We start from the raw sequence: 14123 nt of genomic DNA on the forward strand, positions 1-14123 counted from the left end.
TTGTCAGCGATGCCGTCACGGTCCCTTGAAACCTGGCCCCACGGCGCAACCCTGCTGGAGACCGGGCACACGCAGTTCGCCCTGTGGGCGCCGGATGCGTTCTACGTCAGCGTCGAACTGGACGGCGGCCGCTCGCTGCCGATGCTGCCCCAGGCCGACGGCTGGTTCGTGATCAAGACCCCGTGTCCGGCCGGCAGCCGCTACCGCTTCAGCATCGACGGCGAACTGGAGGTGCCGGATCCGGCCTCCAGGGCGCAGGACGGTGGTCTTACGCGGCCCAGCGTGGTGGTCGACCCCCATGCCTATGCCTGGCGGCACACCACCTGGCACGGCCGGCCCTGGAACGAAGCGGTGATCCACGAACTGCACGTCGGCGCCATGGGCGGTTTCGCCGAGGTCGAGCAGCACCTGCAACGTCTCGCGGGGCTCGGCTTCACCGCCATCGAGCTGATGCCGGTCGCGCAGTTTCCCGGTGAGCGCAACTGGGGCTACGACGGCGTCCTGCCCTATGCCCCGCAGGCGTCCTACGGCACGCCGGAACAGCTCAAGCACCTGATCGACAGTGCCCACGGACATGGCCTGGCGGTGATCCTCGACGTGGTCTACAACCATTTCGGCCCCGACGGCAATTACCTGCACCGCTACGCCAAGGGCTTTTTCCGTGAGGACAAGCACACGCCCTGGGGCGCGGCCATCGACTTCCGCCGCCGCGAAGTGCGGGACTTCTTCATCGAAAACGCGCTGATGTGGCTGCTTGAGTACCGCTTCGACGGGCTGCGCCTGGACGCGGTGCACGCCATCGAGGATCCGGACTTCCTCCAGGAACTGGCCCATCGCGTGCGCCGGCAGGTGGATCCGGCCCGCCACGTCTGGCTGACCCTGGAAAACGAACAAAATCAGGCCAGCTTGCTCGAAGAGGCCTACGACGCCCAGTGGAACGACGACGGCCACAACGCCCTTCACGTACTCCTGACCGGCGAGACCGACGCCTACTACGCCGACTTCGCCGAACACCCGACCGAACAGTTGGCCCGGTGCCTGAGCCAGGGCTTCGTGTTCCAGGGCGACATCTCCCGCCACGGCACGCCACGGGGCGAGCCCAGCGAACACCTGCCTTCGACGGCCTTCGTGCTGTTCCTGCAGAACCACGACCAGATCGGCAACCGCGCCCTAGGCGAGCGCCTGCATCAATTGGCCGCGCCCAAGGCGCTGCAAGCCGCCACGGTGCTGCTCCTGCTGTCGCCGATGATTCCGTTGACGTTCATGGGCGACGAATACGCCGCCGAACAGCCGTTCCTGTTCTTCACCAGCCATCACGGCGAACTGGCGAAACTTGTGCGCGAAGGCCGGCGCAACGAATTCGCCGCCTTCAGCGCGTTCGCCGACCCGCACGCACGGGAGCGGATTCCCGACCCCAACGCCGAACGCACCTTCCTCGCTTCGCAACCACGGCCGGCAGGCACCGCCACGCCCCGGCAACACGCCACCCTGGCGCTGTACCGGCAGCTGCTGCAGCTGCGTCACCGGCACATCATCCCGCACCTGCCCGGCACCCAGGCCCTGGGCACTCAAGTACTCGGCCATGGCGCCGTCAGCGCACGCTGGCGGCTGGGCGACGGCAGCGAACTGCGAATCGACCTGAACCTGAGCGACTCGCCGCAGGTCAACCCTCCACGCCCTGACGCCCGGCGGTTGTTCCCGGCAACCGCCGACGAGTGGCCCGAACCGGGCCTGCTGCCTGCGCACTGCGCGCTGGTCAGCCTCACGGCCGCCACCCCTTTGCCCCCTTTGACGGAGAGCGTGCATGAGTGATGCGCAACTGGAAATCCTCGCCAGCCGGGCAGGCCTCGCCGTGGACTGGATCGACGCCAACGGCCGCCCGCAGAAGGTCGCCCCGGCGGTGTTGCGCGCGGTGCTCACCGAACTCGGCCATCCGGCCGGCACTGCCCAGGAGATCGACGCCAGCCTGCTGGAACTGCAGCAACGCCAGCAGGAACGCCGCCTGCCGCCCCTGTTGACCGTCGATGTCGATACGCCATTGGACCTGGCCCGCTACTTCGAGGCCGACACACCTTGCGAAATCCACCTTGAAGACGGCGCACGCCTGTCCCTGAGGCTCGACGACCAGGCCCGGCTGCCGGGCCTGGTTCCGGTGGGCTACCAAAACGTGCACATCGCCGGCCAGCGCTTCACCCTGGCCGTGGCGCCGCCGCGCTGCTACACCGTCGCCGACGCGGTGGACCAACCGGTTCCCCGCGCCTGGGGGCTGAGCGTGCAACTGTACGGCCTGCGCCGCCCCGGCGACGGAGGCTTCGGCGACACCCAGGCCCTGGAGGAACTGGCCCGGGTGGCCGGCGAACGCGGCGCCGATGCCTTGGCGATCAGCCCGCTGCACGCGATGTTCAGTGCCGACACCGGGCGCTACAGCCCCTATTCGCCGTCCAGCCGCCTGTTCCTCAATGCCCTGTACGCCGCGCCGGGAATGATCCTGGGCGAGCGGGCCCTGCGCGATGCGATCGACAGCAGCGGCCTGAGCGACCGCTTCAGGCACCTGGAAGACCTCACGCTGATCGACTGGCCGGCCGCCGCCGACGCCAAGCAAACGCTGCTGCAGGCCCTGTACGACGGGTTCATCGCCGGCCAGCACCCGCTGCATCCGGACTTCGCCAGTTTCCGCCATGCCGGCGGCGAAGCGCTGGAGAACCACTGCCGGTTCGAGGCGATCCAGGCCATGCGCGCCGCCAACGGCGAAAGCCTCGACTGGCGCCAATGGCCGCCCCAGTGGCATGACCCGCAAGGCGCGGCGCTGAAGGCGTTCGCCGAGGCGCAGGCCGACCGCATCGGCTACTTCGCCTTTTGCCAGTGGCTGATCCACCGCGGCCTGGAGCGCGCGCAGACCGCCGCCCGCAGCGCCGGCATGGGCATTGGCCTGATCGCCGACCTGGCGGTGGGCGCCGACGGCGCGGGCAGCCAGGCCTGGAGCTTCCAGGACGAATTGCTCGCCTCGCTGACGGTCGGCGCGCCGCCGGACATCCTCAACCGCAGCGGCCAAGGCTGGGGCATCTCCGCATTCTCCCCCGAGGGCCTGGTGCGCAACGGCTTCCGCGCCTTCATCGACATGCTCCGCGCCAACTTCGCCCACGCCGGCGGCCTGCGCATCGACCATGTCATGGGCCTGCAACGCCTGTGGGTGATCCCCAACGGCTCGGCCCCGGCGGACGGCGCCTACCTGTACTACCCGGTGGACGACCTGCTGCGCCTGCTGACGCTTGAGTCCCACCGCCATCAGGCCATCGTGCTGGGCGAGGATCTGGGCACCGTGCCCGACGGGCTGCGGGAAAAGCTCAGCGCCCGGGGCATGCTCGGCATGCGCGTGCTGCTGTTCGAACAGGACAACACCCGTTTCAAGCCGATCCTCGACTGGCCCGACAACGCGCTGGCCACCACCAGCACCCACGACCTGCCGACGCTCAACGGCTGGTGGCACGGCCGCGACATCGACTGGAACGCGCGCCTGGGGCTGATCGACGCCAACGGCGAAATCGACTGGCGCCGCTACCGCGAGCGGGAGCGCGAAGGCCTGCGCGCCGCCCTGAGCCAGGATCCGCAGAACTTTCGCGAGGAATCCCACGAGGCCGATCAGGTGGTGGACGCCAGCGTGCGTTTCCTCGGCCATACCCGGGCGCCGCTGGTGCTGTTGCCGTTGGAAGATGCATTGGGCCTGGACGAGCAAGCCAACCTGCCCGGCACCCTCGACTCCCACCCCAACTGGTCGAGGCGCTTGCCGGGCCTCGGCGAAGCGTTGCTCGACGGCGCGGACGCCGCACGGCGCCTGGAACTGCTCGCCTGCGCTCGCCTGCAGGCCGCCGAGCGTGACCGATGAGCGCGCCGCCGGCCCGGCCGCTGCGCGCCACGGTGCGGCTGCAGTTCCACAAGGGGTTCACCCTCGCGCAGGCGATCCCGCTGGTGCCTTATTTTGCCCGGCTGGGCATCAGCCATGTGTACGCCTCGCCGCTGCTCGCCGCACGGGCCGGCTCCCTGCACGGCTACGACGTGGTCGACCCGACCCGGGTCAACCCGGAGCTCGGCGGCGAAGCGGCGCTGCGCCAGTTGGTGGCGGCCCTGCGCGAGCACGGCATGGGCCTGATCCTGGACGTGGTCTCCAACCACATGGCCGTGGGCGGCGGCGACAACCCGTGGTGGCTCGACCTGCTGGAATGGGGACGCCTGAGCCCCTACGGCGAGTTCTTCGACATCCAGTGGCACTCCCCCGACCCGTTGATGGAAGGCCAGTTGCTGCTGCCGTTCCTGGGCAGCGACTACGGCGTCGCGTTGCAGGAAGCCACCCTGCCGTTGGCCTTCGATGCCGGCGCCTTCCACGTCGAACACTACGAACACCGCTTCCCGGTCTGCCCCAGCGACTACGGCGAACTGCTCAAGCCCGACGAATCGCTGGACGAGGAGCGCCGGTCTCGGCTCAAGGCGCTGGCCGACCGTTTCGAGGCGCTCAGTTACCAGAGCGACGCCCGCTCGCTGTCGATCCCGCTCAAGCAAGAACTGGCGGAACTGGCGAACGACGGGCCGATCCTGCAGGCCATCGAACGCAACCTGACGCTGTACGACTCGAAGACCGAAGAAGGCTTCGCCCGCCTGCACCGCCTGCTGGAGCGCCAGAGCTACCGGCTGGCCAGCTGGCGCACCGCCGCCGATGACATCAACTGGCGGCGCTTCTTCGATGTCAACGAGCTGGGCGGCCTGCGGGTCGAGCGGCCTGCGGTGTTCGAGGCCACCCACGGCACGATCTTTCGCCTGATCGCCGAAGGCCTGGTCGACGGTTTGCGCATCGATCACATCGACGGCCTGGCCGACCCGCGCAGCTACTGCCGCAAGCTGCGCAGAAGGCTGGACCGGCTGACGCCGGGGCGCCGCTTGCCGATCTATGTCGAGAAGATCCTCGGCCCCGGCGAAACGCTGCCCGCCGACTGGGCGGTGGACGGCACCACCGGCTACGAGTTCATGAACCAGCTATCGCTGCTGCAGCATGACCCGGCCGGCGAGCACGTGCTCGGCGAACTCTGGCAGCGTCGCACGGAGCGGCCCGCCGCGTTCGCCGAAGAAGCGCAACTGGCGCGGCAGCAGATCCTCAACGGTTCGCTGGCCAGCGACTGCGAGAGCGTCGCCCAAGCCCTGCTGCAAGTGGCGCGGGACGACCTGATGACCCGCGACCTCACCCTGGGCTCGATCCGCCGGGCGTTGCAGGCGCTGATCGTGCACTTCCCGGTGTACCGCACCTACATCGGCCCGCTGGGGCGTCCGGCCCGCGACGAGGTGTTCTTCGGGCAAGCCCTGGAAGGCGCACGCCAAAGCCTGGGCGAAAGCGATTGGCCGGTGCTCGAGTGCCTGGCCCGCTGGCTCGGCGGCGACCCTTGGCGCAGCAGGCCCCGGGGCCGCCCGCGCAAGATCCTGCGCCATGCCTGCGTGCGCTTTCAGCAACTGACCTCCCCCACCGCCGCCAAAGCCGTGGAAGACACCGCGCTGTACCGCTCGGCGGTGCTGCTGTCGCGCAACGACGTGGGTTACGACACCGAACGCTTCAGCGCCCCGGTCAGCGACTTCCACGAGGCGAACCGACAGCGTCTGGCGAGCTTTCCCGACAACCTGCTGACCACCGCCACCCACGACCACAAACGCGGCGAAGACACCCGCGCGCGCCTGGCGGCGATCAGCGAGCGCGGCCCGTGGTACGCCGAACAGGTCGAGCTGTGGCGCGCCCTGGCCCGACCCCTGCGCAGCGGTGACCAGGTGCCGTCGTCCGGCGACGAACTGATCCTTTACCAGGCGCTGGTCGGCAGTTGGCCGTTGCAGCTGGACCTCGACGATCACGCGTCCATGGCCGAGTACGCCGGGCGCATCGTCCAGTGGCAACGCAAGGCCCTGCGCGAAGCCAAGCTGCAAAGCAGCTGGAGTTCGCCGAACGAGCCCTACGAACACGCCGCGCACACCTTCGCCGAACAACTGCTGCTGGCCCCCGAAGGCGAACTGCTGCGGACCGCGCTGGCCAAGTCGGTCAACGGCATCGCCGCCGCCGGCGCCCTGAACGGGCTGGCGCAAACCTTGCTGCGCATGACCGTGCCGGGGGTGCCGGACCTGTATCAGGGCAACGAGTTCTGGGACTTCAGCCTGGTGGATCCGGACAACCGCCGGCCGGTGGACTACCCGGCGCGGGAGCAGGCGTTGCAGGCCGACGTGCCGGTTGCGCAGTTGCTGACGCAGTGGCGCGACGGGCGCCTCAAGCAGGCGTTGATCGCCCAGGCGCTGCAACGGCGCGCCGAACACACCGAGCTGTTTCGCCGGGGTTCCTATCAGGCCCTTGAGGTGCTGGGCAGCCAGGCGCACAACGTGCTCGCGTTCGCCCGCGAGCATGAGGGACAGCGGGCCATCATCGTGGTGCCGGTCCGCTGCGCCGCCCTGCTGGAAAACGGTGCCGTGCCCCAGGTGGACGCGCTGCGTTGGGGCGACACCCGGGTGATGCTGCCGTTCGCCCCCGGGGAAACAAACCTGAAGGGACTTTTCTCAAGCGGGGCAGTCACAAAAAACAGGGAGCTGAACGTCAGCACCGCGCTGGGGGAGATCCCGGTCAATCTGTTTATCCAACTCTTCTAAAGCATGAGTTCAGTCCAGGAGCATTGCGATGAGTAACGACGATAAACGCATCCGCGAGTTCGCCTATCAGATCTGGGAATCCGAAGGCAAACCCGAAGGCCAGGAAGCGCGCCACTGGGAGATGGCGTGCAAGCTGGCGGAGGCCGAGGCGCTGGCGCCGACGAAACCGCCGAAGGCCGCCGGCAAACCCGCCGCGACCAAACCCAAGGCCCCCGCCAAGGCCAAACCGGCCGGCGTCGCCAAAGTCCTTCCGCCGGGCGAAAAGGCGACCGAGAAAAAGCCTCGGGCCCCGCGCAAGCCGCCGGTGGCCTGACGTATCGATCACTGACCCAATCACTGTGGGAGCGGGCTTGCCCGCGATTGCGGACGGCCCTCCACCGCCGATGTCGCCATTCACGACGCCATCGCGAGCAGGCGCGCTCCCACAGGGAAGACGGTGACCGAACCGCCCCTTCCCGTTTTGCAGGAGCATTGGCATGACCCGTCCCAAGCAGACCGAGCCCGCCACACACACCGAACCCACCCGCATCCGCGAAGGCCGGCCCTTCCCGCTCGGCGCGACCTGGGACGGCCTGGGCGTCAACTTCGCCCTGTTTTCCGCCCACGCCACCAAGGTCGAGCTGTGCCTGTTCGACGATGCAGGCGAAGTCGAGCTCGAACGCATCGAACTGCCGGAATACACCGACGAGATTTTCCACGGCTACCTGCCCGACGCCCATCCGGGGCTGATCTACGGCTACCGCGTCCACGGTCCGTACGACCCGGCCAACGGTCACCGCTTCAACCCCAACAAGCTGCTGATCGACCCCTACGCCAAACAGCTGATCGGCCAGCTGAAATGGTCCGAGGCGTTGTTCGGCTACACCATCGGCCATCCGGACGCCGACCTCAGTTTCGACGAACGCGACAGCGCGCCCTTCGTCCCCAAGTGCAAGGTCATCGACCCGGCGCACACCTGGGGCCACGATCAGCGCGTCAACGTGCCGTGGGACAAGACGATCATCTACGAGACCCACGTGCGCGGCTTCAGCATGCGCCACCCCTCGGTGCCGGAGAACGTGCGCGGCACCTTCGCCGGGCTGATGGTCGATGACGTGCTCGACCACATTCGCAAGCTCGGCGTGTCGACGGTGGAACTGCTGCCGATCCATGCCTTCGTCAACGACCAGCACCTGCTGCACAAGGGCATGACCAACTACTGGGGCTACAACAGCCTGGCCTTCTTCGCCCCGGACCCGCGCTACCTGGCCAGCGGCAAGATCGCCGAATTCAAGGAGATGGTCGCGCACCTGCACGAAGCCCGGCTGGAGGTGATCCTGGACGTGGTCTACAACCACACCGCCGAAGGCAACGAACAAGGCCCGACCCTGTCGATGCGCGGCATCGACAACGCCTCGTACTACCGGCTGATGCCCGACGACAAGCGCTTCTACATCAACGATTCCGGCACCGGCAACACCCTGGACCTGAGCCACCCGTGCGTGCTGCAGATGGTCACCGACTCGCTGCGCTACTGGGCCGGCGAGATGCACGTGGACGGCTTCCGCTTCGACCTGGCGACGATCCTGGGCCGCTACCACGACGGCTTCGACGAACGCCACAGCTTCCTGGTGGCCTGCCGCCAGGATCCGCTGCTCAGCGAGGTGAAGCTGATCGCCGAACCCTGGGACTGCGGCCCCGGCGGCTATCAGGTCGGCAACTTCCCGCCGGGCTGGGTCGAGTGGAACGACCGCTTCCGCGACACCGTGCGCGCCTTCTGGAAAGGCGACGAAGGCCAGCTCGCCGACTTCGCCAACCGCATGACCGCCTCCGGCGAAATGTTCAACCAGCGCGGGCGCAGGCCCTATGCGTCGGTGAACTTCGTCACCGCCCACGACGGTTTCACCCTCAACGACCTGGTGTCCTACAACGACAAGCACAACGAGGCCAACGACGAGAACAACCAGGACGGCAGCAACCACAACCTGTCCTGGAACCATGGCGTCGAAGGCCCCACCGACGACCCCGAGATCAACGCCCTGCGCCACCGCCAGATGCGCAACTTCTTCGCCACCCTGCTGCTGGCCCAGGGCACGCCGATGCTGGTGGCCGGCGACGAGTTCGCCCGCACCCAGGACGGCAACAACAACGCCTATTGCCAGGACAGCGAGATCGGCTGGGTCAACTGGGATCTGAGCGATGACGGCAAGGCCCTGCTCAAGTTCGTCAAGCGCCTGATCAAACTGCGCCTGACCTACCCGATCCTGCGCCGGGGACGTTTCCTGGTGGGCAACTACAACGAGGACATCGGGGTCAAGGACGTGACCTGGCTGGCCCCCGACGCCAGCGAGATGACCACCGAACACTGGCACGACGCGCACAACCGCTGCCTGGGCATGCTGCTCGACGGCCGCGCCCAGGAAACCGGGATCCGCCGCAAGGGCGGCGATGCGACGTTGCTGCTGGTGGTCAACGCCCACCACGACATCGTCGACTTCACGCTGCCGGACGTGCCTGAAGGCAGTTTCTGGATCTGCCTGGTCGACACCCACCAGCCGCAGGTGCGCGGACAGGAACGGTTCGCGTTCGGTCATCGCTACTCGGTCACCGGCCGCTCGCTGCTGCTGTTCGAGCTGCAGCATGAGCAAGACGAATGAGCAAACGCCCGGATTCACGGGGCCAACTGCGACACACGACACAGGCAAGACAAAAAAAAGCAGATCAGATTGATCTGCAGCGCGACGAACCGCGCTTCTTGAGCAATACTCTGCATCGCGGCAATCCAGGGCTCGGAGCGTCGCACGGCAACCCACTGCCTCAACAGACCGGACGGCACCCGGATTTCAAGCGCCGCATTCGGCTGCGGGCAACGCACAACAAGGACGTAGCACCCATGAAACCGTTATCCCTGAGTGAACAGAGACTGCCGGCGCAGATCTGGAACAGCGCGCCGCAAATCGAACACATCCCCGTCATCAACACCCAAAGCCTGGTGCCCGCCGGCGCCCGCGCGGTGGTGATCGCCCCTCATCCGGGCGATGAAGTGGTGACCTGCGGCGGCCTGCTGCAACTGCTGAGCGGCCTGGGCCATCCCCTGCAACTGCTCTCGATCACCGACGGCAGCGCCAGCCACCCCGGCTCGCGCCAGTGGTCGGAGAAACGCCTGAGCGTGTTCCGCCCGCAGGAAAGCGTCGAGGCCCTGCGCCGCCTCGGCCTGCCGATGCACAGCCTCAAGTGGGTGCGCGGCGGTTTCGCCGACAATGCCCTGATCGAGCACGAATCCCAGCTGACCGACTTCATCAGCCGCTACCTGCGCCCCGGCGACGTGGTGTTCAGCACCTGGTGCGAAGACGGCAACCCCGACCATGAGGCGGTGGGCCGCGCCAGCGCCCAGGCCGCCCAGAGGGCCGGTGCCACGTTCCATGACGTGCCGGTCTGGGCGTGGCACTGGCCGGAGCGCGACCATGCGCTGATCCCCTGGCAGCGGGCGCGCAAGCTGCGGCTCGACACCTGGACCGTGGCGCGCAAGAGCCACGCCACCCACGCCTACGCCAGCCAGCTCAACGGCGAGCCGGCGGTGGGCCTGGAGCCGCTGCTGCCCAAGGTGATCCTGGAACGCATGCGCCTGCCCTACGAAATCGTCTTCGTCTGAGCCGCCTGCGGCGCGAAGGCGTGCGCAGGCAAAATGAACTGCCTGGCCTGCGCTCAGTCGCATGCACAGGCAGCCATGATTCAGAGGAGCGAACGTGTCCAGCGATCCCGAGCGTCACAGCCGCAATGTCCAGCCCGCCGACCCGCCCGCCATCCACCGGCTGCGGGTGCTGACGGTCAATACGCACAAGGGGTTCACGGCGCTGAACCGGCGCTTCATCCTGCCGGAACTGCGCGAGGCGGTGCGCAGCACGTCGGCGGACCTGGTGTTCCTGCAAGAGGTGGTCGGCGAGCATGAGCGCCATTCCAGCCGCTACAACGAATGGCCGCCGACCTCGCAGTACGAGTTTCTGGCCGACAGCATGTGGAGCGATTTCGCCTACGGGCGCAACGCAGTCTACCCCGACGGCCACCACGGCAACGCCTTGCTCTCCAAGTATCCCATCCGCGAATACCGCAACCTCGACGTCTCGATCACCGGCCCCGAACGGCGCGGCCTGCTGCATTGCGTGCTGGACGTGCCGGGGCACCCGGCGGTGCACGCCATCTGCGTGCACCTGAGCCTGCTGGAAAGCCATCGTCAATTGCAGCTGCAGCTGCTCTGCCAACTGCTGGAGTCCCTTCCCGACGACGCGCCGGTGATCATCGCCGGCGACTTCAACGACTGGCAGCTGCAAGGCAACGCCGCCCTGGGCCGGCGCAACTACCTGCATGAAGCCTTCGAACGCCACCACGGCCGCCCGGCCAAGACCTACCCCGCCCGCTTCCCGCTGCTGCGCCTGGACCGCGTCTACTTGCGCAACGCCAGCAGCCATGACCCGCAGATCCTCGGCAACAAACCGTGGACGCACCTGTCGGATCACCTGCCGTTGGCCGTGGAGGTGCGCATCTGATACCCCGCCGCACCTGTCAGACCTGACAGTAGGCACCTTGGGAAAGCCTTGTTAGGGTGCAGGCATTGCGCTGTCCACCGGCGCCAATGGACGGGGATACGGCATGAAATCGCCCGGTTTTCCTGCACCGTACGCCATCGTACGGCTGGCCCTTTCGATCGGGCTCGCCTCACTCCTGCCGCAGGGCGCCCTCGCCGCCTGCGCCTTCAGCCCGACGCAAGGAGACGACCGCTACGTCTGCGACAGCCCCGGCAGCGGCCCGCTCACCGACCTTTCCGGCAACAACAGCCTGACATTCCCCACAGGCGGCAACGGCAGCGTGCCCGGCAACGTCACCTTCGGCGGCGGTGCCGACCGGGTGCTCATGCAGTCCGGTACGATTCAGGGCGACCTCGACATGGGCGACGGCGCCAACGTGCTGCAGATCGACGGCGGGCGGATCACCGGCGAGGTGCACCAGCACAGCGGCGTGGACACGTTCATCATGAACGGCGGCACCATCGCCTCGCTGGCCCAGGGCGACGGGTACGACCAATTCACGATGACCGGCGGCACGATCGCCGGGGCGTTCGAGGACGGCGACTCCGCCCGCATGAGCGGCGGCACCATCGGCCGGGTCGACATGAAGCTGGACGACAACGTCTTCGACCTCTCCGGCGGCCAGATCCTGGGCAATCTGGTGACCGGCTTCGGCAGGGACACCATCGTCGTGTCCGGCGGCCGCATCGGCGGCAACCTCAGCGTCAGCGGCGGCGACGACAGCGTGACCGTCAGCGGCGGCGAAATCGTCGGTGAAGTGCGCACCAGCTTCGGCAACGACCGCTTCCTGTGGGACGGCGGCGGGATCATCCGTTCCGCGGTGCTGATGGGCGACAATGACGACAGCGCGACCTTGCGCAACCTCGACGACACCCTCCTCGGCCCGACGCCGCGCATCGACGGCGGCCTCGGCCAAGACACGCTGACCTACGACAACACCCGGACCGCCCTCGCCCAGCGCGCCGTCAATTGGGAAACGGTCAACCTCAGCAACGGCTCGCAGCTGGATCTGGCGGCCGCCCGGCTGGTGCTGGGCGACCCGCAAACCGGCAGCGGTGTGCTGAACATCGACGCCAGCAGCGTGCTGAGCGCCGCACAGGGCGAAGTGGCGCCCGCCGTCGCAGGACGGGCCGTGACCGTCAACAATGCCGGCGCCATCGACCTGACCCGCGACAACACCCGCACCGACGACACCCTGACGATCCAGGGCAACTATGCCGGCAACGGCGGCCAACTGCGGCTGCAAAGCCAGGTCGCCGATGACGGCTCGCCCAGCGACCGACTGGTGGTGAACAACGGCAGCCTGACCGGCACGACGGTCATCGCGGTGACCAACCTCCAGGGTACAGGCGCACTGACCCGGGAAAACGGCATCGAGCTGGTGCAGGCCCTGGGCACCGCCACCAGTGACAACACGGCGTTTTCCCTGCGCGGCCCGGTGTCCGCCGGCGCCTACGACTACTTCCTGTTCAAGGGCGGCGTCACCGCCGGGACGGAAAACAACTGGTACTTGCGCTCGGCCGTGGTCGCGCCTCAGGTCGTCAGCGTGCCCAATCCCGACCCGGCGCTGCCGCCGTTGTCGGTGCCCGTGGTGCCTGTGCCGGTCGCGGCACCGGTCACTGCGTCAGCCGCTTCCCCCGGCACCCCCGCCGTGTTCACGCCTGTGCCCTTGCCGGTCGCCGTTCCGGGCGCCGCGCCGATTCCGCTCTACCGCCCGGAGGTGCCGACCTGGTCGGTGCTGCCCCCGGTTGCCGCGCTCCTGACCCTCAACGCGCTGGGCACCTACCACGAGCGCCAGGGCGACCAACGCCTCACCGGGCAACCCGCCACGTTCGGCGCCGGGTGGGCCAGGGCCTACGGCAACCAGATCGACCGCACGTGGGCCGGCACCGTCGCGCCACGCCTGGACGGCTCGCTCACCGGGTTCCAGGTCGGCCATGACCTGATGGACTCGGTCTCTGCCGAAGGCCGAACCCACCGCGTGGGGTTCTTCATCGGCCACAGCCGCTTGCGGGGCGATGTCGATGGGTTCAACCAAGGCATATCCGGCAAGCAGGCAGGCAAAGTCCGGCTTGAGGGCGACAGCGGCGGCCTCTACTGGACGCTGCTCGACCCGCAGGGCTGGTACGTGGACACCGTGGCCATGGGCACCCGCTTCTCGGGCGACAGCCGCTCCGACCGGGGCCTGAAACTGGACAACCGCGGCCACGCCCTGACGCTCTCGGTGGAGTCGGGCTATCCGATGGCGCTGGACGATGGCTGGGCCGTCGAGCCGCAGGTGCAGGTGATCCACCAGAACATCGCCCTCGACAGCCAGGACGACGGAGTCGCGCGGGTTTCGTTTCATTCGGACGATTCGTGGACCGGGCGCCTCGGCGTACGGCTCAAGGGCAACGGCAGCGTCTGGGGACGCCCGGTGCACCCCTATCTGCGGGCCAACCTGTGGCGCACGTTCGCCGGCACCGACAGCGTGACCTTCGACGATGCCGACCGCATCGACACCCGCCAGGCGGCGTCCACCGCGCAGGTGGGCCTGGGGGTGACGGTGTCGCTGGCGCCGTCGGTGGCCGTTTACGCCAGCACCGACTACAGCCGCAGTATTGACAGCAATGACAGCCGGGAACTGAGCGCCGACCTCGGCTTGCGCATCGAATGGTGACCGGTTGTCGGCTGTCCGGACGCCTCTCTGCGGGTGCTCGCGGAGCGATACGCCGCACAAACAAGAACTTATATAAGTCACATTAAACAATCGCTTGTGGCGCCCGTTTTGCGCCTACCGCTTATCGTCCAATTTCTTGACGCACTGGCGCAGGTCTTCTTATCTCTACCTTACTACCCCCGGAATCACTACCCGGGGCGGGCCTTCGGACACTCGCGAAAACGGGCGGCCACGGTTCG

8 protein-coding genes are annotated in these 14123 nt (G+C 67.8%); all 8 read left to right on the forward strand.

Annotated elements, in window-relative coordinates; translation table 11 throughout:
• Positions 1 to 9: 9 nt before the first annotated feature.
• The 8 genes from treZ (at position 10) to CAG33_RS15050 (ending at position 13884) form a co-directional block, all read left to right on the forward strand.
• Entirely contained in the window at positions 10 to 1812 is a 1803-nt protein-coding gene (gene treZ / locus CAG33_RS15015; RefSeq protein ID WP_085639046.1) for a malto-oligosyltrehalose trehalohydrolase, read from the forward strand.
• Positions 1805 to 3883 carry a 4-alpha-glucanotransferase gene (malQ, locus tag CAG33_RS15020; protein ID WP_085586092.1) on the forward strand — a complete coding sequence of 693 codons (2079 nt, stop codon included), beginning with the start codon at positions 1805 to 1807 and terminating at the stop codon, positions 3881 to 3883. The genes treZ and malQ overlap by 8 nt, the downstream gene beginning before the upstream one ends.
• Positions 3880 to 6663, forward strand: a complete 2784-nt coding sequence (locus tag CAG33_RS15025) for a malto-oligosyltrehalose synthase (RefSeq protein ID WP_085639049.1) — start codon at positions 3880 to 3882, stop codon at positions 6661 to 6663. Before malQ ends, CAG33_RS15025 begins: the two co-directional genes overlap by 4 nt.
• 28 nt (positions 6664 to 6691) lie before the next feature.
• Positions 6692 to 6976 (forward strand): DUF2934 domain-containing protein, encoded by a 285-nt coding sequence (locus CAG33_RS15030; protein WP_085639052.1) that lies wholly within the window; start codon positions 6692 to 6694, stop codon positions 6974 to 6976.
• 163 nt (positions 6977 to 7139) lie between these two features.
• Entirely contained in the window at positions 7140 to 9299 is a 2160-nt protein-coding gene (glgX, locus tag CAG33_RS15035; protein ID WP_085586099.1) for a glycogen debranching protein GlgX, read from the forward strand.
• Between the two features lie 236 nt (positions 9300 to 9535).
• Positions 9536 to 10294, forward strand: coding sequence for a PIG-L deacetylase family protein (locus CAG33_RS15040; protein ID WP_085633171.1), 759 nt, complete (start codon positions 9536 to 9538; stop codon positions 10292 to 10294).
• Positions 10295 to 10388: 94 nt separating this feature from the next.
• The gene (locus tag CAG33_RS15045) at positions 10389 to 11186 is read left to right on the forward strand and encodes an endonuclease/exonuclease/phosphatase family protein (RefSeq protein WP_085586103.1); all 798 of its coding nucleotides are present in this window, start codon (positions 10389 to 10391) and stop codon (positions 11184 to 11186) included.
• Positions 11187 to 11289: 103 nt separating this feature from the next.
• The gene (locus tag CAG33_RS15050; RefSeq protein ID WP_085639056.1) at positions 11290 to 13884 is read left to right on the forward strand and encodes an autotransporter outer membrane beta-barrel domain-containing protein; all 2595 of its coding nucleotides are present in this window, start codon (positions 11290 to 11292) and stop codon (positions 13882 to 13884) included.
• The last annotated feature ends 239 nt before the right edge of the window (positions 13885 to 14123 follow it).

This window comes from Pseudomonas sp. B3(2017) (assembly GCF_002113595.1).
Taxonomy (GTDB): domain Bacteria; phylum Pseudomonadota; class Gammaproteobacteria; order Pseudomonadales; family Pseudomonadaceae; genus Aquipseudomonas; species Aquipseudomonas ekonensis.